Source organism: Klebsiella sp. 54, from assembly GCF_018223875.1.
Classification (GTDB): domain Bacteria; phylum Pseudomonadota; class Gammaproteobacteria; order Enterobacterales; family Enterobacteriaceae; genus Klebsiella; species Klebsiella quasipneumoniae.
In genome coordinates, this window is record NZ_JAGRRA010000002.1 from 1,279,829 (window position 1) to 1,298,665 (window position 18,837).

At 61.9% G+C, this 18,837-nt stretch carries 19 protein-coding genes; 11 read left to right on the forward strand and 8 right to left on the reverse strand.

Annotation, left to right across the window (positions count from 1 at the left end):
* The first annotated feature begins 167 nt into the window (after positions 1-167).
* Positions 168-431 (forward strand): DUF333 domain-containing protein, encoded by a 264-nt coding sequence (locus KHQ24_RS07835; RefSeq protein WP_004140155.1) that lies wholly within the window; start codon positions 168-170, stop codon positions 429-431.
* A gap of 31 nt (positions 432-462) precedes the next feature.
* Here KHQ24_RS07835 and hslJ read toward each other — a convergent pair whose 3' ends face one another.
* The 3 genes from hslJ to KHQ24_RS07850 all read right to left on the reverse strand — a co-directional run bounded on the left by hslJ (position 463) and on the right by KHQ24_RS07850 (position 2,665).
* Positions 463-903 (reverse strand): heat shock protein HslJ, encoded by a 441-nt coding sequence (gene hslJ, locus KHQ24_RS07840; RefSeq protein WP_004204013.1) that lies wholly within the window; start codon positions 901-903, stop codon positions 463-465.
* Positions 904-1,026: 123 nt separating this feature from the next.
* Entirely contained in the window at positions 1,027-2,016 is a 990-nt protein-coding gene (locus KHQ24_RS07845; protein WP_004204014.1) for a 2-hydroxyacid dehydrogenase, read from the reverse strand.
* A gap of 148 nt (positions 2,017-2,164) precedes the next feature.
* On the reverse strand, positions 2,165-2,665 hold the full coding sequence (locus KHQ24_RS07850; protein ID WP_004204015.1) for a DedA family protein: 501 nt from the start codon (positions 2,663-2,665) through the stop codon (positions 2,165-2,167).
* 206 nt (positions 2,666-2,871) lie between these two features.
* Between KHQ24_RS07850 and KHQ24_RS07855 the strand changes: the two genes are divergently transcribed.
* From KHQ24_RS07855 to KHQ24_RS07865, 3 genes are read left to right on the forward strand one after another with little or no spacing between them, the layout of a single operon-like run.
* Complete coding sequence (locus KHQ24_RS07855) at positions 2,872-5,511, forward strand: YdbH family protein (RefSeq protein ID WP_211777206.1); 2,640 nt, start codon at positions 2,872-2,874, stop codon at positions 5,509-5,511.
* On the forward strand, positions 5,508-5,693 hold the full coding sequence (locus KHQ24_RS07860) for a YnbE family lipoprotein (RefSeq protein ID WP_004204017.1): 186 nt from the start codon (positions 5,508-5,510) through the stop codon (positions 5,691-5,693). Before KHQ24_RS07855 ends, KHQ24_RS07860 begins: the two co-directional genes overlap by 4 nt.
* A 7-nt stretch (positions 5,694-5,700) precedes the next feature.
* Positions 5,701-6,024, forward strand: a complete 324-nt coding sequence (locus KHQ24_RS07865) for a YdbL family protein (protein ID WP_004204018.1) — start codon at positions 5,701-5,703, stop codon at positions 6,022-6,024.
* Here KHQ24_RS07865 and feaR read toward each other — a convergent pair whose 3' ends face one another.
* Positions 6,025-6,927, reverse strand: a complete 903-nt coding sequence (gene feaR / locus KHQ24_RS07870; RefSeq protein ID WP_032455921.1) for a transcriptional regulator FeaR — start codon at positions 6,925-6,927, stop codon at positions 6,025-6,027.
* A gap of 235 nt (positions 6,928-7,162) precedes the next feature.
* On the opposite strand from feaR, the gene KHQ24_RS07875 reads away from it, so the two are divergent.
* Both KHQ24_RS07875 and KHQ24_RS07880 read left to right on the forward strand, forming a co-directional pair.
* Positions 7,163-8,662 (forward strand): aldehyde dehydrogenase family protein, encoded by a 1,500-nt coding sequence (locus tag KHQ24_RS07875; protein WP_211777207.1) that lies wholly within the window; start codon positions 7,163-7,165, stop codon positions 8,660-8,662.
* Between the two features lie 124 nt (positions 8,663-8,786).
* Positions 8,787-9,677, forward strand: a complete 891-nt coding sequence (locus KHQ24_RS07880; protein WP_043522039.1) for an oxidoreductase — start codon at positions 8,787-8,789, stop codon at positions 9,675-9,677.
* Positions 9,678-9,695: 18 nt separating this feature from the next.
* On the opposite strand, the gene KHQ24_RS07885 is transcribed toward KHQ24_RS07880, so the two are convergent.
* From KHQ24_RS07885 to KHQ24_RS07900, 4 genes are read right to left on the reverse strand one after another with little or no spacing between them, the layout of a single operon-like run.
* Entirely contained in the window at positions 9,696-10,427 is a 732-nt protein-coding gene (locus KHQ24_RS07885) for a class II aldolase and adducin N-terminal domain-containing protein (RefSeq protein WP_043522037.1), read from the reverse strand.
* 5 nt (positions 10,428-10,432) lie between these two features.
* On the reverse strand, positions 10,433-11,263 hold the full coding sequence (locus KHQ24_RS07890) for an ABC transporter substrate-binding protein (protein ID WP_004204023.1): 831 nt from the start codon (positions 11,261-11,263) through the stop codon (positions 10,433-10,435).
* Between the two features lie 23 nt (positions 11,264-11,286).
* Positions 11,287-12,159, reverse strand: coding sequence for a phytanoyl-CoA dioxygenase family protein (locus KHQ24_RS07895; protein ID WP_211777208.1), 873 nt, complete (start codon positions 12,157-12,159; stop codon positions 11,287-11,289).
* Between the two features lie 26 nt (positions 12,160-12,185).
* Complete coding sequence (locus KHQ24_RS07900; RefSeq protein ID WP_023318097.1) at positions 12,186-13,706, reverse strand: amino acid ABC transporter permease/ATP-binding protein; 1,521 nt, start codon at positions 13,704-13,706, stop codon at positions 12,186-12,188.
* A 488-nt stretch (positions 13,707-14,194) separates the two neighbouring features.
* Between KHQ24_RS07900 and KHQ24_RS07905 the strand changes: the two genes are divergently transcribed.
* The 5 genes from KHQ24_RS07905 to argE all read left to right on the forward strand — a co-directional run bounded on the left by KHQ24_RS07905 (position 14,195) and on the right by argE (position 18,830).
* Complete coding sequence (locus KHQ24_RS07905; protein WP_004204026.1) at positions 14,195-15,109, forward strand: LysR substrate-binding domain-containing protein; 915 nt, start codon at positions 14,195-14,197, stop codon at positions 15,107-15,109.
* A 170-nt stretch (positions 15,110-15,279) separates the two neighbouring features.
* The gene (locus tag KHQ24_RS07910) at positions 15,280-16,536 is read left to right on the forward strand and encodes a flavin-containing monooxygenase (protein ID WP_211777209.1); all 1,257 of its coding nucleotides are present in this window, start codon (positions 15,280-15,282) and stop codon (positions 16,534-16,536) included.
* A gap of 26 nt (positions 16,537-16,562) precedes the next feature.
* The gene (locus KHQ24_RS07915) at positions 16,563-16,997 is read left to right on the forward strand and encodes a RidA family protein (RefSeq protein WP_004190423.1); all 435 of its coding nucleotides are present in this window, start codon (positions 16,563-16,565) and stop codon (positions 16,995-16,997) included.
* Entirely contained in the window at positions 16,994-17,668 is a 675-nt protein-coding gene (locus KHQ24_RS07920) for a DUF1028 domain-containing protein (protein ID WP_119620720.1), read from the forward strand. Before KHQ24_RS07915 ends, KHQ24_RS07920 begins: the two co-directional genes overlap by 4 nt.
* Positions 17,661-18,830: an acetylornithine deacetylase gene (gene argE / locus KHQ24_RS07925; protein ID WP_135730135.1), complete on the forward strand. Its 1,170-nt coding sequence runs from the start codon at positions 17,661-17,663 to the stop codon at positions 18,828-18,830. Before KHQ24_RS07920 ends, argE begins: the two co-directional genes overlap by 8 nt.
* Positions 18,831-18,837: the final 7 nt, after the last annotated feature.

The following is an 18,837-nucleotide window of genomic DNA, read 5'->3' on the forward strand; positions in this document are numbered from 1 at the left end:
CGAGCCATCGCCCGGTGACTATCCCGGTGCAGATCAACCTTTACGCAGAAATTTGCTAGAAAATGTTAATGAGACGCATAAATACGTACTTCCCCTCTCGACGCCGCGCACCACGCTGCCTATTATTCTTGGGTTTGCTATTTAAGACGTTTCCGAGGGGAGAGAAAATGCGAGCTGCGATGTTAGTGGGATGTGCGGCGCTGTTGCTGTCGGCGTGCAGTAGTGAACCCGTTCAGCAGGCCACGGCGGCGCACGTCACGCCAGGAATGCGGGCGGCGATGAGCGACGCCGGTCAGGCCAACTGCGCCATGATAGGCGGCTCGTTATCGGTGGCTCGTCAGCTCGATGGTTCAGCGATTGGCATGTGCGCGCTGCCGAACGGTAAACGCTGCAGCGAGCAGGCGCTGGCGGGCGGAAGCTGCGGCTATTAATGGCAGCTCCGCAGCGGGCTCAAAACGCCGGCTAGTGCATCAGGTCGGCGAGCTTATAGACCAGCGTCTGGTCGGCGGTCGCCAGCGTCAACTGGTTTTCCGTCAGATCGACCTGCGCGCCCTCGCGCAGCATCTTACCAATGGTCGCATCAAGGGTATTAAGCTGGGCATCGTGGCACAGCATCCGGGTCATCGCCAGCGATTTGACCTTCAGCTCGCCGTCCGACACCTTACCTTCCCCGCTGAAGCCGTTGCACATATTGCCCGAAACATACATATTGCCGGTAATAGCCATCTTCTCGCCGAAGCTCAGCTCCAGCGGCCGGTCGCCAGCGTTTACCGCCTGGCCGTTGACGCTGGTCAGCACGAAACGATGATGCTGTAGCTGTTCCGCGCCGGTGGACACCTTACTGTTATAGACACAGCCGGACAGCAGCAACCCTGCCGCCAGTAATGCCGCAAATTTGTTCATTTTCACTCCAAAACATTCACATTACTAATAAAACAAAGCCAGTGTAACGGTATCGCAGCGGGGATCTGTGGGGATTATCTGAATGTGCTCCCCCCGGGGAGAGGAGCACAAAAGGGAAAGGAATCAGACGATAGCGTTCGGGCAGGTTTCACCGTTGGCGACCTGCTGCAGATTGCCCAGGGTGGTCTCCGAAATGCTGATCAGCGCCTCGGCGGTGAGGAACGCCTGATGGCCGGTGAACAGCACGTTGTGGCAGGCGGAGAGGCGACGGAAGACGTCATCCTGGATCACGTCGTTGGATTTGTCTTCGAAGAACAGATCGCGTTCGTTCTCATAAACGTCCAGCCCCAGCGCGCCAATTTTTTGGTGCTTCAGGGCATCGATGGCCGCCTGGGAGTCGATCAGCGCGCCGCGGCTGGTGTTAATCACCATCACTCCGTCCTTCATCTGATCGAAGGCCCCGCGATTGAGCAGATGGTAGTTTTCGTCGGTCAGCGGGCAGTGCAGGGAGATCACGTCCGACTCCTTGTACAGCGTGGCGAGGTCGACATATTCCACCCCCAACTCCAGCGCGGCGGCGCTTGGGTACGGGTCGAACGCCAGCAGACGCATGCCAAAACCTTTGAGGATCCGCAGCATCGCCACGCCAATTTTCCCGGTGCCAATCACCCCGGCGGTTTTGCCATACATGGTGAAACCGGTGAGGCCTTCCAGGGAGAAATTAGCATCACGGGTACGCTGGTAGGCGCGGTGGATGCGGCGGTTAAGCGACATCATCATGCCGATCGCATGCTCAGCCACCGCTTCCGGCGAGTAGGCCGGGACGCGCACGACGCGCAGGCCAAGCTCTTTCGCCGCCTCGAGGTCGACGTTGTTAAACCCGGCGCAGCGCAGGGCGATATACTTCACGCCGTGGGCCTTCAGCTCCTCCAGCACCGGACGGCTGCCGTCGTCATTGACGAAGATGCATACCGCTTCGCAACCGTTGGCGGTTTTGGCGGTTTTCTCTGTCAGCAGGAAGTCGAAGAATTCCAGTTCAAAGCCGTAGGTATCATTCACGTGCTGCAGGTACTTTTTATCGTACTGCTTCGTACTGTAAACCGCGATTTTCATAAGACTTTTCTCCAGTGATTATAACGTCACGGTAGCATATTTAAAATAATCGTACAATTATTAAAAAATAGTTTAAATGGCAGGTGCTTATCCTAATTCTAGAGCATATCGCGGATTTGAGGAATCTCTTTGAAAGACAAAGTTTTTTTTACCACAAACTCAGGCTTAAAGCGCCGGGGGAGAGCAGCAGAAACGGCCACAGCAGACCGGAGCTGACGTTAGCCAGCTGAAACGACCACAGCGGCAGGCCGCTGGCGCCGCTGACCAGGGGCAGGGTGGCGCGCAGGGGAGAGAGAAAGCGGCTGAAAAAGACCGCCCACAGCCCGCGGCGCTGAAAAAAGAGTCGGCTGCGGGCCAGCCGCTCGGCGGTCAGCCAGCGTAACTGCGTAAGGCGGTGACGATAGCGAACGCCCAACCACCACGAGAGCCAGAATCCGCCGATGGCGCCGAGGCTGGCGCTGGACCACATTAGCAGGAAATGACCGAGGCTGGCGGAAGCGAATGTCCCCAGCAGCAGCAGGCCGGAGGTGCCCGGGATGGCCAGCGACACCAGCGCGCAGGATTTAGTGAAAGTGAGCAAGAAAACCATCAGTAATACCAATGGATAGTGGCCCTGTGCGCTCTCAATGAGCGAGATAATTAACGACACCGTCTCTCCCGCAAGCAATACCTATCTTTCTGGAGTGTGGCAGGGGGTGCTTAAACAAAAGTTAAATGGTGACGGCCGATCGCCGCGCCGCGATACCGGCTGGCAACTATGCTTTAACAGGTCGCAAACTTTCACTCACTGGTCGAACGTGTCACAATGGGCGCCTTTCGGCTTTTACTTATGTTGAATCAGGATATTAACTGCCCATGAAGGGTAAATATAAAGCCGCCATCGCGCTGGTGTTAGCGCTGGTGTTACTGCCGCTAACCCTGCTGTTGACGCTGACCCACTGGGTGCCGACGCTGGCGGGCATCTGGCTGCCCGTGGGCACTCATATCGCTATGCAGGAGAGCCCGCGTCTTACGCGTTCCGCCCTGCTGATCCCCGATCTGCGCTATCTGGTGGGCGAGTGTGAACTCGCCAGGGTGACCGATGCCCGTCTCTCGCGCCCCAGCCGCTGGCGGCTGCATATTGACCAACTGGAGATCAACAGCGCCTGCCTGAGCAAACTGCCGGCCAGCGATCCCACGCCCGGATCGCCGCGCACCCTTGCCGAATGGCAATCGATGCTGCCCTACAGCTGGTTAACTATTGATAACCTGCGGCTGTCGCCGTGGGAAAAATGGCAGGGGCGGCTGGTGATGTCACTGACCCCTGCGCAGCAGGATATCGGCTTTGCCGGTAACGATTTGAGCCTGCAGGCGCGCTTGCGCGGCCAGGCGCTTACCGTCAGCCAGTTCAGCGCCCGGCTGGCTGACGATCAGCCGCCGGTGAAGCTGGTGGGTACCTTCCATCTGCCGCTGGTGCCGGATGGCCTGCCGGTCGATGGCCAGATGCAGGGCACCTTCGAATTCCCGCAGACTGCGGAATGGATCGATGCCGAGCTGACGTGGCAGCATAATCGCGGCCAGCTGCTGGTCACCCCGCGCGGCGAGGTGGAGCCCATTCTCGACCTGCCGTGGGAGATCACTCCGGAGCGGATCACCATCAGCGACGGCCGCTGGCGCACCCGCTACGAGGCGTATCCGCTGAGCGGCCGCGTGGCGCTGTCGGTGGGTAACTGGCAGCAGGGCACGGAACAGATGATCGTCAGCGGTCGCTTGAATGTTCTCACCGAGGGGCATGCCGGAAAAGGCAACGCGGTGCTGAATATCGGCCCGGGCAAGCTGAGCATGGATAACAGCGACCTGCCGCTGCGACTCACCGGCGAGGCCAAGCTGGGGGAGATGATCTTTTACGCCGCGCTGCCGGCCCAGCTCAGCGGGTCGCTGGTCAGCCCGCAGCTGGCGTTTCACCCCGGGGCGCTACTGCGTTCGCGCGGGCGGGTGATCGACGCGCTGAACATTGACGAAATTCGCTGGCCGCTGGCCGGGGTAAAGGTCACGCAGCAGGGCGTCGATGGCCGCCTGCAGGCGATCCTCCGCGCCCATGAGCAGCAGATGGGCGACTTTACGTTGCACCTGGACGGTCTGGCGAACGATTTTCTGCCCGACAGCGGCCGCTGGCAGTGGCGCTACTGGGGCGAGGGGCATTTCACGCCTATGCAGGCGCGCTGGGATGTGAAGGGCAGCGGTGAGTGGCGGGACAATGCCATTACGCTGAGCAGCCTCTCCACGGGTTTCGACAAGCTCGAGTACGGCACGATGCGGGTCAGCACGCCGCGTCTGACCCTCGAGCAGCCGATCCGCTGGCTGCGCGATGCTGAGCATCCTCGGCTGACCGGCGCGCTGTCGCTGGATGCGGCAAAAACTACCTTCACCGGCGGCAGCTATCTTCCGGCGTCGACGCTGAAATTCGCCCTCGACGGCCGGGACCCGACGTGGTTCCAGTTCACCGGCGCGCTGCACGCCGATACCATTGGCCCGGTGCGGTTGACCGGGCGCTGGGATGGCGAACGGCTGCGCGGTCAGGCGTGGTGGCCAAAACAGTCGTTGACGGTATTCCAGCCGCTGATGCCGCCGGACTGGAAGATGAACCTGCGCGAAGGCAGTCTCTATGCGCAGGTGGCCTTCTCGGCGGCAGCCGGGCAGGGATTTGAGGCTGGCGGCCATGGCGTCCTGAAGGGCGGCAGCGCCTGGATGCCGGATAACCAGATCAACGGCGTCGACTTCGTCCTGCCGTTCCGCTTCAGCGACGGCCACTGGCAGCTGGGCACCCGCCGTCCGGTCTCCCTGCGCATTGGCGAAATCGTCAACCAGGTCACCGCGCGCAACCTGACGGCGGACCTGCAGGGCACCTGGCCGTGGAGCGAGGCCAATCCACTGCAGCTTAGCGACGTCAGCGTCGACCTGTTAGGCGGCAAGCTGACCCTGCTGCAGCTGCGCATGCCGCAGCGCGACCCGGCGCTGATCCGTCTGCAGCATATCTCCAGCAGCGAACTGACCAGCGCGGTCAAGGTGAAGCAGTTCGCCATGTCCGGGGCGGTGAGCGGCGCGCTGCCGCTGTGGCTGGAGAACAATCAATGGATTATCCATGACGGCTGGCTGCGCAATGACGGACCGATGACCCTGCGGCTGGATAAAGACACCGCCGATGCGCTGGTGGCGGACAACGTCTCCGCCGGGGCGGCGATCAACTGGCTGCGCTATATGGAGATCTCCCGTTCATCGACGCAGATTAACCTGAACAATCTGGGCGTGCTGACGCTTAAGGCCGCCATCAACGGCACCAGCCGGGTGGACGGGAAAAGCAGTACCGTGCATTTAAACTACGCTCATGAGGAGAATATTTTCGATCTGTGGCGCAGTTTACGCTTTGGCGACAATTTACAGGCGTGGCTTGAGCAAAATGCCACGCTGCCCGTGCGGCGCTGTACGGACGGTAAGACATGTAAGGAACCTAAATGAAGAAGCTGTTACTGGCCATAGTGGCGTCGATGCTGCTCGCCGGCTGTACGCCGCGTATCGAAATTGCGGCGTCGAAAGAGCCCATCACCATCAATATGAATGTCAAAATTGAGCATGAGATCCATATCAAGGTCGATAAGGATGTGGAAAACCTGCTGAAATCCCGCAGCGATTTGTTCTGAGGCGACGATGAGAAAACGACTGTTAACCGCGGCGCTGGCGCTGACTCTGCTCAGCGCGCCCGCGCTGGCGTTAACCCTGAGCGAAGCGCGCCAGCAGGGGCGGGTGGGGGAGACGCTGAACGGCTATCTGGCGCCGCTGCGTCAGGATAAAGAGACGCTGGCGCTGGTGAAACAGATCAACGCCGCGCGCAGTGAAAGCTACCAGCAGCTGGCGGATGACAACAATCTGCCGGTGGATGAGGTAGCGAAAATGGCCGGACAGAAGCTGGTGGCCCGCGCTCAACCCGGCGAGTACGTTCAGGGGCTAAACGGCCAGTGGCTGCGCAAATAATTAGCGGCAGCGCTTGCGGTATTCGCCCGGCGAGACGCCAAAGCGCTGCTTAAAGGCGGTGGAGAAATGGCTATGGTCGCTGAAGCCCCAGCGGTAGCCGATCCCCGCCAGCTTTTCGTCATCGTGGACGTCCTGTAACGCCCGGGCGCACAGATCCAGCCGCCGGTTCTTAATATACTGCGCCACCACCAGCCCTTTGTCGGCAAACAGCCGATAGAGGCTGCGCACCGACATTCCCATCTCGCTGGCCAGCCACTCCGGCCGCAGATGCTCCGACTGAATGGATGCGTCGATTAACGCTATTATCTTCTGAAACTGCTTGTCCCGCCGGGACGGGGTCGGCTCACGCTGGCGCAGCACCGGGCGCAACAGGCAGGCGATCGCCTCCAGCGCCGCTTCACTTTCGCTGGCGGAGAGCGCCGTGCCGCCCATACTCTCCAGCAGCAGTCGCTGGCTGAGCTGCACCATCGGCAGAGACTTATCCAGCCGGCAGGCGGTAACTATCTCGCCCGTCGGCGCCACCCGCTGGCGCGGCAGCAGCAGCGAAGCCTGACGCGAGGTCTGCTGCCAGACGATAGAGCACGGGCGGGCGGCATCAATCAACGTGATATCCCCCGCCGCCAGGGTCACCTGGCGATCGTCCTGTTCGATCACCGCTTCGCCGGCGAGCTGAAACACGGTATAGAACCAGGCGTCGTTATCGCGTTTTATCTCATTGCGCGTGCGGTAGAGATTGACGCCGGCGGCGGTGACCGTGCTGACCTTGAGGCTGCCGGCGTAGCGGGCGTCAATCTCGCCGTGAAAGCGGCCCTCCAGCGGCCGGGCGGCGAAATGGCCGCAGACCTGATTGATCGTCGCCAGCCAGCGCTGGTACGCCAGCCCCCCCTCAGCCGTGGTCATCATTCGCCGTTCTCCTGTAATAATAATGTTTCTGCATTGTTGCATTTATGCCGCCTCAGGCAAGGGCGCGATGGCGGGTATATGAAAGAACTATTACCTGCGGCACATTTCTGTCAGGGCAGGCGACGGAATTGCGGCGACTGTCACAGCGGCGCAAATGAATGTCACAGAGAAAAAAGCGCCAGCCGCCAACCGGACATAGACTGAAAGCACTATCCGCGAAGAATAAGGAAAGGGTATGTCCACCTCTCAGATAGCGCTGCTTGCCAGCGTCCAGCAGTTTTTAGACCGTCAGCATGGCCTGTATATCGACGGCGCCCCCTGCGCCGCGCAGAGCGAAAACCGGTTAACCGTCTGGGATCCGGCCACCGGGCAGGCGATCGCCACCACCGCCGACGCCAGCCCGGCGGATGTTGACCGGGCGGTGATGTCCGCCTGGCGTGCCTTCGTCGACCGCCGCTGGGCCGGGCGCACCCCGGCCGACCGCGAGCGCATCCTGCTGCGCTTTGCCGATCTGGTGGAGCAGCACGGCGAGGAGCTGGCGCAGCTGGAAACCCTTGAACAGGGTAAATCCATCGCCATCTCCCGCGCCTTCGAGGTCGGCTGCACCCTGAACTGGATGCGTTACACCGCCGGGCTGACCACCAAAATCAGCGGCCGGACGCTGGACGTCTCGATCCCGTTCCCGCAAGGGGCGCGTTATCAGGCGTGGACCAAAAAAGAGCCGGTGGGGGTAGTGGCGGGCATCGTTCCGTGGAATTTCCCGCTGATGATCGGTATGTGGAAGGTGATACCGGCGCTGGCGGCGGGTTGTTCGATCGTCATTAAACCCTCAGAAACCACCCCGCTGACCCTGCTGCGGGTGGCGGAGCTGGCGACCCAGGCGGGCATTCCTGACGGGGTGTTCAACGTGGTCACCGGCAGCGGTGCCGGCTGCGGCGCGGCGCTGACCGCCCATCCGCAGGTGGCGAAGGTGAGCTTTACCGGCTCGACGGCCACCGGGAAACAGATTGCGCGGGTGGCCGCCGACCGCCTGACCCGCGTGACGCTGGAGCTGGGCGGCAAGAACCCGGCGATTGTGCTTAAAGACGCCGATCCCCAGTGGGTCATTGAGGGGCTGATGACCGGCAGCTTCCTTAACCAGGGGCAGGTCTGCGCCGCCAGCTCGCGGATCTACATTGAAGCGCCGCTGTTTGACACCCTGGTCAGCGGCTTCGAGCAGGCGGTGAAATCACTGCAGGTAGGGCCGGGAATGCTGGAGACGGCGCAGATCAACCCGGTGGTCTCCCGGGCCCACTGCGACAAGGTGGCGGCCTACCTTGAAGAGGCCCGACAGCAGAAGGCGGAGCTTATCAGCGGCAGCGTCGGACCGGATGCGGGGGGGTACTATATTCCGCCGACGCTGGTGGTTAACCCGGACGCCGGACTGCGCCTCACCCGCGAGGAGGTGTTTGGCCCGGTGGTGAACCTGGTGCGGGTGGCCGACGGCGAGGAGGCGCTGCGCCTGGCCAATGACAGCGATTTTGGCCTGACCGCCAGCGTCTGGACCCGCGACCTGACCCAGGCTCTCAACTATACCGAGCGCCTGCAGGCCGGGACGGTATGGGTCAACAGTCATACCCTGATTGACGCCAACCTGCCGTTCGGCGGCATGAAGCAGTCCGGCACCGGTCGCGATTTCGGCCCGGACTGGCTCGACGGCTGGTGCGAAACCAAATCCGTCTGCGTGCGTTACTAGCCCTCCGTCGGGGAAGGCGCATCGCTTTTCCCGACGTCCCGCTTGCCGACCTCCGCTCTTTCTCGCTACTGTGGAGGGCAATCTTTGCCCGCGCAGGGCGGAGAATGATGAGGAGGTCTTCGGCATGACTGCATTTCCTGAAGTTGCACTAATTGGTCCCGGCGCCATCGGCACCACGATCGCCGCCGCCCTGTTTGCGGTGGGGAGGGCGCCGGTGGTCTGCGGGCGCACTGCCCATTCGTCGCTGGTGCTGCGCACTGATGAGGGTGAGATCGTGGTGCCCGGCCCGGTGCTCACCGACCCGACGGCGATAGCCGCCCCCTTCGACCTGGTGTTTGTCGCGGTGAAGGCCACCCAGACGGAGGCCATCGCCCCGTGGCTGGCGGCCCTGTGTTCGCCAGACACCGTGGTGTGCGTGCTGCAAAACGGCGTCGAGCAGCGCCAGCAGTTTGCCCCTTTGACCGGCGGCGCGACGGTGCTGCCGTCGGTGGTCTGGTTTCCGGCGCAGCGCGACGCCGATGCTTCGGTCTGGCTGCGCGCCGCGCCGCGACTAACGCTGCCGGATCTGCCGGGGGCGGAGCGGGTGCAGCAGGCGCTGGCGGGAACCCACTGCGCGGTGGAGCTGGCGGCGGATTTTACCAGCGTCGCCTGGCGTAAACTGCTGCAGAACGCCGTCGCCGGACTGATGGTGCTGACCGGACGACGCGCCGGGATGTTCGCCCGGGAGGAGATCACCGCCCTCGGACTGGCCTATCTGCGCGAATGCCTGCAGGTGGCGCGGGCGGAAGGGGCCGTCCTGAGCGACAGTGTGCCGGAGGAGATCATCGCCGGCTTTCATCGGGCGCCTGCCGACTTAAGCACCTCTATTATGATCGATCGCCTGCATGGCCGACCGCTGGAGTGGGATATTCGTAACGGGGTGGTACAGCGTCGCGGGCGTCAACACGGCATACCGACGCCGCTCAGCGATATCATCGTGCCGCTGCTGGCGGCGGCCAGCGACGGCCCGGGCTGACCCCGGGCTGGCGCGGGGTTAATCCACCAGGGAGGGATCGAGGTCGATCATCAACTGCTTCATCTCGGCAAAGTGCTGCCGGGAGAAATCGGCAATTTTCTCCCAGTCCTGGGCGGTTTTTTCCGCCACCGCGTCCGACAGCACCTTCAGCGGCTGGCCGGTTGACCAGGCGGTGATCAGGATCTGACAGGCGCGCTCCAGGGTCCAGATATCGTCGAACGCTTCGCCGATAGTCGGGGCGGTCACCAGCACCCCATGGTTGCCCATCAGCAGACGGCGTTTATCCGTCAGCAGCCCCGCCAGCCGGGCGCCTTCTGCCGCGGTGTCCGCCATCCCGCCGTACAGGGTATCGACGGCGACCCGGTTAAAATAGCGGGCCGTGTTCTGGTCGATGGGTAGGATCTGCGGCGTCGCCAGACAGGCGAGGCTGGTGGTGTACACCGGGTGCAGATGCAGCGCCACCCGCACGTCGGGCAGTCGCTGATGGATCTGCCCGTGAATGGCCCACGCGGTGGCATCGACGTCAGGTCGCGCGGCGCAACGTTCATCATCGGCGTGCAGCACCAGCAGATCGCTGGCGCGGATGCGCGAAAAGTGTTTCCACTTCGGGTTGAGTAAAAACGTTTTCCCGTCAGCGGAGAGCGCGGCGCTGAAATGGTTGGCCACCGCCTCATGCATGCCGAGATGGGCAATGATGCGAAAGGTGGCCGCCAGGTCGATGCGGATCTGCTCTTCATCGGAATCGCGCATGGGCATTACTCCGCTTTCGGCATCAGGGTCTGCAGATCCTCTGCCGTCGGCGCCTGGAAGTGATATTTCTTCAGCAAGGCGGCATATTCCGGCGTCGCGCTGTATTTTTTCAGCGCCTGTTCGAGGGCGGTTTTCACCTCCGTGTTGCCTTTTTTAACGCCAAAGCCGTTCAGCACTGGATAGATCAGGGTGTCAGAGGAGATCGCCACCCGGTCGCCCAGCTTTTCCACCACCCCGCGCGCCACGGCGGCGTCGGTGATCTGCGCATCCACTGCGCGCGACAGCAGCGCCTGGGTGGTCTGCGGGTCGGTGGTATAGACGCTCAGCGCAATTGGCTTCAGCCCTTTCTTCACGCAGTAGTCGGCGGAAAGCTTCTGCAACTGCGCCAGCCACGAGGTGGCGCCCATCGAACCGATTTTATGCCCGCAGAAGTCTTCCGGCGTCTTAGGCTGGTAGTCGCTCCCTTTGCGGGCGAGGATCGCTTCCCCGCTTTTCAGATACGGCACCATGTCGATCACCTTCAGGCGCTCGGCGGTAATGTACATCGACGAGTTGGTGATATCGAAGCGCCCGCCCTGCAGTCCGGGGATCAGGTTGGGGAAGCGGGTGTCGATATTCACCGCCTCGCGGCCCATGCTCTTCGCCAGACCGTCGAGCAGTTCAATATCAAACCCCGCCGGCTTGTTGTTCTCCATGTACTCGTAAGGGAAAAAGGTCATGTCCGAGCCGGCGGTGATCTTGCCGCTTTGCTGGAAGGCCAGCGCGTTCAGGGATGTCAGAGCCCCCGCTGCGCAGAGCAGCAGAGCCAGCGGGCGTGGTGCGAAAAAGCGTGTCATAAAACCTCCGGAGTGTGGGCGAATTACATGCTGGCGCGATCGGCACCGGCCTGCTGAACAAAAAACGAAGCGCCGCGCGGCTTCTGCGGCAGGCGAAGCTGGTTATTGGTGCTGCGCACCAGACCGCTATCTTCCCCGGCCACCAGCTGGCCGGCATGGCGGCTCGGCAGCGGGTTTTCGCCGAAGGGCAGCGCATCCTCAGCGGCGTAGACGCTGATGAACAGGGTGCGCGGCAGGGCGGTTTCGTTGGGGCTGGAGGCGTGCAGCAGGCGGGTATGCATAAAGCAGACTGAGCCCGCCGGGCCAAAACAGGCCTGCGGCTGCTGGCACTGAGCCGTCACCACCTCGTCATCCACCGCCCCGGTGAAGCGACCCTCCTGCCAGTGGGACCACAGCGGCCCCTGATGGCTGCCCGGCACCACATTGAGCGGGCCATTTTCCGGCGTCACCTCGCTGACCATCAGCAGGGCGGTGATAATGTCGTCATTGCTGTGCGGGGTGAAGAGGAAATCCTGATGCCATTTCACCTCGGTGGCGGTGTGCGGCAGCTTGGAGTTAATTTTGCTGTGGTGAAAACGGGTGCCGTTGCCGCCGATCAGCTGCCCGGCGATGGCCGCCATCCGCGAATTCAGCGCAGTATGGCGATAGGCCTCGGAGATCTCCGTCGGGGAGGCGACCCGGCGCAGCGACGGATGGTCGGGAGCATGGTCGCGTTCGATATCGAAACGCGGCCGCCCGTCAAGGGTTTCTCCCCACGCCGTCGCGTGACGGCGGCTCTCCTCGACCCAGCCGTCGAAATCGCTCTGCAGCGTGGCGATGTCGGCGGCGGAAAGCACCCCTTCGACCACCAGATAACCCTGCTGATGAAACTGCTCAATTTGCCACTGCGCAATCATAGTTTTTCCTCTTCACGTCCCGATAGTTAAGCCAGAGAAACATCTTTCAGAAAGGCCTCGACCCGCGGGTGTTGCCCGCTGCGCATCGCCTGCGGCGTGTCATCGCACACCACCCGGCCTTTCTCCATAAACACGATCCGGTCAGACACTTTGAAGGCGAAGTTCATCTCGTGGGTGACGATGACCATCGTGATGCCTTCGTGGGCCAGGGATTCGATAACCTGCAGCACCTCATTCACTTTTTCCGGATCCAGCGCCGAGGTGGGCTCATCGAACAGCATGATCTGCGGACGCATCATCAGGGCGCGGGCGATCGCCACCCGCTGCTGTTGACCGCCGGAGAGCTGGTGCGGATACTTCCAGGCGTGTTCCAGCATGCCCACCTTGTGCAGCAGCTCGCAGGCGTGCTGGCGCAGCTCCGCGTCGCTCGCCAGATGGTGATAGCGCGGAGCCAGCAGCAGATTGCCGAACACGGTCAGATGCGGGAACAGGTTAAAGCTCTGGAACACCATGCCGATATTCAGACGGTGTTCGGCATTCTCCATAAAGCGCGGCTTCTGCTGCCCCTGACGGTCGAGATGAATAAAGGGCTGGCCGTTAATCTGAATTTCGCCGTTATCGATCTGCTCAAGACCGTTTAGCAGGCGAATGAGGGTGGTTTTCCCCGAGCCCGACGGGCCGATAACCGAGACCACTTCGCCGGGCTGGATCTGCAGGCTCACCGCCCCCAGCACTTCGACATTGTTGTAGGCCTTATGCAGCTTAGAGGCCTGCAGCGCCGGCTCCTGGCCCTGGGAGACGCTGCGCGCCATCGCCGGGCGACGGGCGGTCGCCAACTGCTGCATCTCGGCATCCACCGGCCGGGCGGTGTCGCGTCGGGTGACATCGAGGTAGTTCTCCAGCCGTTTCAGCAGAAAATCGAACACCGTGACGATAAAGATGTAATAAAACGCCACGGCGGTCATGGTCTCCATGACCAGAAAGTTCTGCGAGTAGAGCTGCTGGCCGACCATCAATATTTCGGTCAGGGAGATCACCGACACCAGCGAACTGAGCTTCACGATGGCGATATACTCATTGGCCAGCGCCGGTAGGGCGACGCGCAGCGCCTGGGGAATGATCACCCGCCACTGGATCCCGGCGTAGCGTAAACCCAGGGCCCGCGCGGCTTCACTCTGCCCGCGGGGGATGGAGAGCAGCCCGCCGCGATGGATCTCGGCAATATAGGCCGCTTCGCTGAGGACCATCGCCAGCAGGCCGGCCCAGAAGGGATCGTTCAGCACCGGCGCGAAGGAGGGCAGCGCCTGCGGCATGTTGTAGACAAAAATCAGCAGGACCAGCAGCGGCATACTGCGAAATAACCAGATATACAGCCGGGCAGGGGTGGATAACCAGCCGCGCGGCGACTGTTTAGCCAGCGCCAGAATAAATCCGAGCACAATACTGCAGCCCCAGGTCAGCAGACTTAATTTAATGACGGTCCAGGTGGCCCACCAAAAATCGGCATCGCTGAGCAGGCTTAACATGTAGTTCCAGTTAAACGTCATGGGCTATTTCACTCGTCATAATTAACCTAAATGAAAGCGGCTCGGCTGTGCATTAATGGGGAGCCGCCGGTGTTCATCGTGCGAATACACTATGCTGGCAGGATGCTTTCAGAGGCAATTAGTAAATTTTTGGTCTTTAAGTTTAAAAAAACTATACAGCGTTATTAACGATATGGAATTTAAAGTGATTATCAGGATACTTTGCGTAAACAATTTAAAAACAATAGCTGCAATTGAATAACGATATTTTATGCAGGCAGGTTATTTTGCGCGAAACTGGGGCGACCGCTGCCTGCTCAATGTGCAGCGTGTTGCATGATGGTGCAAAAGCGGAAATAAACCGTGCCGGCGAGGGAGGAGAATAAATAATATCGCCCCCTGGCGGGCAATGCGCCGCCATTTTTCGCGGGTGGCACGCGGATTGCTTGGGACTTAGGGGAAAACTATTTCCTGCGTGCGCCGGACCATATTTTATCAATGGTGATGCTATGAACCGATTTACCCTGAAGCAGCTCAAATATTTCGTCACCGTGGTGGAGACGGAGAGTATCGCCGAGGCCTCCCGCCAGCTGCACATTGCGCAGCCGTCGATTTCCATTGCCATTAAGAATCTGGAGAGCACCTTCGACCAGCAGCTGTTTATTCGCCACCACGCGCAGGGCGTCTCGCTCACCTCCAGCGGTCGGCGGATCTACGATAAAGCGAAGGAGCTGCTGCGCCTGTCGTGGGAATTTGAGCAGAATTCGCGGGCGGATAAAGAGCTGGTTTCTGGCATGATCTCCATCGGTTGCTTTGAATCGGTAGCTCCGCTGTATATGCCGAAGCTGGTGGCTGGATTTAAGAAATGCTATCCGGAAATAACGCTGCATCTGTATGACGGCGAACAGCATGAGCTGATGCATGGCCTGCACCGCGGCCGCTTTGACCTGGCGCTGGTCTACGATCTGGAGCTTGGCCACTCGATCAATAAAGAACGGCTTAACGCCCCGCATAAACCCTACGCGCTGCTGCCCGCCGCGCATCCGCTGGCGCAAAAGGCGCAGGTGACGCTGCAGGAGCTGAGCCGCGAGCCAATGATCCTCCTTGATGCGGTCCCGAGCAAAAATTATTTCATCTCCATCTTTAAGGAAAAAGGCTATCACCCGGAAGTAGCTTACAGCTCACCCTCTATCGAAATGGTGCGCTGTATGGTCGGCCAGGGGCTCGGTTTTTCGGTGCTGGTCACCCGGCCCTGTTGCGATATGACCTACGATGGTGAAAGGGTGGTGCAGCGGGATATTGCCGACGATATGCCCGCCTCAACCTTAATTATGGCGCATCTCGCGAATAATGAGCCGACGCGGCCAACGCAACTGTTTATGGATTATTGCCGCAGTATCGAATTAACCCCCTCTCACGGCTGAAATAACGCCTGTCGATCCGGCAGGCGTTATTTTTTTTGTCGTCACTCAGCCTCGTAAAATTCTATTCAGTCGATCGTTTTATAATATTTTACCAATTCGTCACAGTTAAATAACCTGAAAGCCGTCAATTCCGGCGACCTCGTCGGCAACTGTGCTTGAAGGATAGAGAAATGACTGAACAGATAACCGAGATCGATACCCTGGTGGTCGGCGCGGGGCAGGCGGGCGTCGCCATGAGCGAGCATCTGACCCGGCTGGATATCCCCCACCTGGTGCTGGAGAAACAGGGTATTGCCCAGGCCTGGCGCAGCGGGCGCTGGGATTCGCTGGTGACCAACGGCCCGGCCTGGCACGATCGGTTTCCGGGGATGGTGTTCCCGGACTGCCCGCCGGATAGCTTTGTCGGCAAAGAGCAGGTTGCGGACTATTTTGCCGCCTATGCCCGCAGCTTCAATGCGCCGATCCGTACCGGGGTGGAGGTGTACAGCGCCGAACGCCTCGCCGGGCGACCGGGCTTTCGTGTCGACACCTCCCAGGGGGTGATTGAGGCGCAGCGGATCGTAGCGGCCACCGGACCCTTTCAGCGCCCGGCGATCCCGGCTATCGCCCCGCAGAGTCCGGCTATTCAGCAGCTCCACTCGGCGCACTATCTTAATCCGCAGCAGCTGCCGGAGGGCGGCGTGCTGGTAGTGGGGGCCGGATCCTCCGGCGTCCAGATTGCCGATGAGCTGCAGCGGGCCGGACGCGCGGTGTGGCTGTCGGTGGGGGCGCACGACCGGCCGCCGCGTCGCTATCGCCAGCGCGATTTTTGCTGGTGGCTCGGGGTGCTGGGAATGTGGGACGCCGCGGCCAATGCGCCGGGGAAAGAGCATGTCACTATCGCGGTGAGCGGCGCGCGCGGCGGCCATACCGTCGATTTTCGCCAACTGGCGCATCAAGGGGTCACCCTGGTGGGGCAGACCCGCGGCTTTGACGGCGCCAGGGCGTTGTTCCACCCCGACCTGGCGGAGAATATCCGCCGCGGCGATGCCTCTTATCTTGCGTTGCTCGACGCCGCCGACGACTGGGTAGCGCGCAACGGTTCGGATCTGCCTGAAGAGCCCTCCGCCCGTGAGTTTCTGCCCGATCCGGCCTGCGTCAGCGACCCGCTGCTTAGCCTCGACCTGGCCGAGGCCGGGATCGGCGCCATCATCTGGGCGACCGGATATACCACCGACTATCGCTGGCTGAAGGTCAACGCCTTCGATGACGCGCAGCGGCCGCAGCATCACCGCGGCGTGTCGACGGAGCCGGGGGTCTATTTTCTCGGCCTGCCGTGGCTGTCGCGGCGCGGGTCCACCTTTATCTGGGGCGTCTGGCACGATGCCAAATATATTGCCGACCAGATCGCCATTCAGCGCCAGTATCAGCGTTACCAGCCGTCCTGATAACCGTTTCCTGAAGGAGTGCTTTGATGCCAACCCATACCCGTATTCGCATGTTTAACACCAAAGAGACCTACCCGAACCAGGCGCTGAACAACGATCTGTGCCAGGCGGTGCGGGCCGGGAATACCGTCTACGTTCGCGGCCAGGTCGGCACCGATTTCGCCGGCAACCTGATCGGCCTCGGCGACCCGCGAGCCCAGGCGGAACAGGCGATGAAGAATGTCGAGCAGCTGCTGAAAGAGGCCGGCAGCGACCTCTCGCATATCGTCAAGACCACCACTTATCTGATCGACCCCCGCTATCGCGAGCCGGTCTATCAGGAGGTGGGAAAATGGTTGAAAGGGGTCTTTCCCATCTCCACCGGGGTGGTGGTGTCGGCCCTGGCGCAGCCGCAGTGGCTGATGGAGATTGACGTCACGGCGGTGATCCCTGACGACTGGCAGGGGGAGGCGGCAGAATGACCCTTTCCCTTACCGCCCGTTGCCCGGAAACGGGTCAGTTGGGCATCGCCATTAGTTCATCGAGCATGGCCGTCGGGTCGCGCTGTCCGTGGCTGCTGCCCGGCGTGGGGGCGGTTTCCAGCCAGAACATTACCCTGCCGTCGCTGGGGCCGCAGATCCTCAGCGCGCTCGAAGCGGGAGCCAGCGTTGAGCAGGCCCTGAAGCAGGCGCTGGCGGAGGATCGCTTCCGCGAATATCGCCAGGTCGCGGCGATTGACGCCAACGGCGACACGGCGGTGTTCAGCGGGGAATTCACCCTCGGGATCGGCGGCGCCCTGGTGGGGGATAACTGCGTGGCGGCGGGCAACATGCTGGCCAGTGAGGGGGTGATCGCTGCGATGGTGGGCGCCTTTGAGGCCGCCACCGGTGAGCTGACCAGCCGGCTGCTGGCCGGACTGCGCGCCGGGATCGTCGCCGGGGGCGAGGCCGGGCCGGTCCACTCGGCGGCGGTGAAGGTGGTGGACGATTACCCGTGGCCGGTGGTCGACCTGCGCATTGACTGGGCGGAAGCGGATCCGCTGGCGGCCCTTGAGCAGCTGTGGCTGGCGTGGGAGCCGCAAATGGAGGCCTATATTACCCGGGCGCTCGACCCGCGCGAGGCGCCGGCCTATGGCGTGCCTGGCGATGAATAACACGCCGGGAGCGATCCTTGCCGCGCTGCTGGCCTTTGATACCACCAGCCGCCATTCAAACATAGCGATGATCGACTGGATCGCCGATTTTCTCGCCGCCCGCGGCGTGGCGTCCCGCCGCTTTTATGACCCGTCGGGGGGAAAGGCCAATCTCTACGCCCGGCTGGGGCCGTCCGGCGGCGGCGGGGTGATGCTCTCGGGCCATACCGACGTGGTCCCGGTGGACGGGCAGGACTGGAGCGTGCCGCCGTTCAGCCTGACCGAGCGCGATGGCCGCTACTACGGCCGCGGCAGCGCCGATATGAAGGGCTTTCTCGCCTGCGTGCTGGCGGCGGTGGATGACTTTCTGGCGGCGCCGCTGCGGATGCCGCTGCATCTGGCCTTCTCCTATGACGAAGAGGTCGGCTGCCTCGGCGTGCGCAGCCTGGTGGATTTTCTGCAGGCCTCGCCGGAGAAACCGGCGCTGTGCCTCATCGGCGAGCCGACGGAGATGCAGCCGGTGTTCGGTCATAAAGGCAAACTGGCCATGCGCTGCTGCATTGAGGGCCAGGCCTGCCATTCGGCCTATGCCCCGCAGGGGGTGAACGCCATCCGCTACGCGGCCAGGCTGATCAACCGCCTGGATCGGCTGGGCGAGCGTCTGGCCCGGCAGCTGGACAGCCGCTTTTCGCCGCCTTTCAGCACCCTGCAGGTGGGCACCATTCAGGGCGGCGCCGCGCTGAACATCGTTCCGCAGTCCTGTCGCTTTGATTTTGAAATCCGCTACCTGCCGGGGATGCGTCCCGAAGCGGTTACCGAAGCGCTGGCGGCCTACGCCCGCCGCCGGCTGCTGCCGGAGATGCGCCGGGTCGGCGGCGGAAGCGACATCCAGTTTCAGCTGTTGAGCCACTACCCGCCGCTGCTCAGCGATCCACAGTCCGACTTCGCCCGCTGGCTGGCGCAGTGGTGCGGCAGCGATCGGTTTTCCACCGTGGCGTTCGGCACCGAAGGGGGGCTGTTCGACGAGATGGGCGTCGCGACCCTGGTCTGCGGGCCGGGCAGCATGGCCCAGGGCCATAAGGCCGATGAGTACATCAGCATCGACCAGACCGAACGCTGCATGGCGATGCTGGGCCAGCTTTGCGCGTGGATGCGCGCCGAGCCCGCAGAACCGCTTACCTGATCCACCC

What these genes read in the sequence shown, in the direction of transcription:
- KHQ24_RS07835 (WP_004140155.1), top strand. Translation starts at nt 168, where the DNA reads ATGCGAGCTGCGATGTTAGTGGGATGTGCGGCGCTGTTGCTGTCGGCG.
- hslJ (WP_004204013.1), bottom strand. Translation starts at nt 903, where the DNA reads ATGAACAAATTTGCGGCATTACTGGCGGCAGGGTTGCTGCTGTCCGGC.
- KHQ24_RS07845 (WP_004204014.1), bottom strand. Translation starts at nt 2,016, where the DNA reads ATGAAAATCGCGGTTTACAGTACGAAGCAGTACGATAAAAAGTACCTG.
- KHQ24_RS07855 (WP_211777206.1), top strand. Translation starts at nt 2,872, where the DNA reads ATGAAGGGTAAATATAAAGCCGCCATCGCGCTGGTGTTAGCGCTGGTG.
- KHQ24_RS07860 (WP_004204017.1), top strand. Translation starts at nt 5,508, where the DNA reads ATGAAGAAGCTGTTACTGGCCATAGTGGCGTCGATGCTGCTCGCCGGC.
- KHQ24_RS07865 (WP_004204018.1), top strand. Translation starts at nt 5,701, where the DNA reads ATGAGAAAACGACTGTTAACCGCGGCGCTGGCGCTGACTCTGCTCAGC.
- feaR (WP_032455921.1), bottom strand. Translation starts at nt 6,927, where the DNA reads ATGATGACCACGGCTGAGGGGGGGCTGGCGTACCAGCGCTGGCTGGCG.
- KHQ24_RS07875 (WP_211777207.1), top strand. Translation starts at nt 7,163, where the DNA reads ATGTCCACCTCTCAGATAGCGCTGCTTGCCAGCGTCCAGCAGTTTTTA.
- KHQ24_RS07880 (WP_043522039.1), top strand. Translation starts at nt 8,787, where the DNA reads ATGACTGCATTTCCTGAAGTTGCACTAATTGGTCCCGGCGCCATCGGC.
- KHQ24_RS07885 (WP_043522037.1), bottom strand. Translation starts at nt 10,427, where the DNA reads ATGCGCGATTCCGATGAAGAGCAGATCCGCATCGACCTGGCGGCCACC.
- KHQ24_RS07890 (WP_004204023.1), bottom strand. Translation starts at nt 11,263, where the DNA reads ATGACACGCTTTTTCGCACCACGCCCGCTGGCTCTGCTGCTCTGCGCA.
- KHQ24_RS07895 (WP_211777208.1), bottom strand. Translation starts at nt 12,159, where the DNA reads ATGATTGCGCAGTGGCAAATTGAGCAGTTTCATCAGCAGGGTTATCTG.
- KHQ24_RS07900 (WP_023318097.1), bottom strand. Translation starts at nt 13,706, where the DNA reads ATGACGTTTAACTGGAACTACATGTTAAGCCTGCTCAGCGATGCCGAT.
- KHQ24_RS07905 (WP_004204026.1), top strand. Translation starts at nt 14,195, where the DNA reads ATGAACCGATTTACCCTGAAGCAGCTCAAATATTTCGTCACCGTGGTG.
- KHQ24_RS07910 (WP_211777209.1), top strand. Translation starts at nt 15,280, where the DNA reads ATGACTGAACAGATAACCGAGATCGATACCCTGGTGGTCGGCGCGGGG.
- KHQ24_RS07915 (WP_004190423.1), top strand. Translation starts at nt 16,563, where the DNA reads ATGCCAACCCATACCCGTATTCGCATGTTTAACACCAAAGAGACCTAC.
- KHQ24_RS07920 (WP_119620720.1), top strand. Translation starts at nt 16,994, where the DNA reads ATGACCCTTTCCCTTACCGCCCGTTGCCCGGAAACGGGTCAGTTGGGC.
- argE (WP_135730135.1), top strand. Translation starts at nt 17,661, where the DNA reads ATGAATAACACGCCGGGAGCGATCCTTGCCGCGCTGCTGGCCTTTGAT.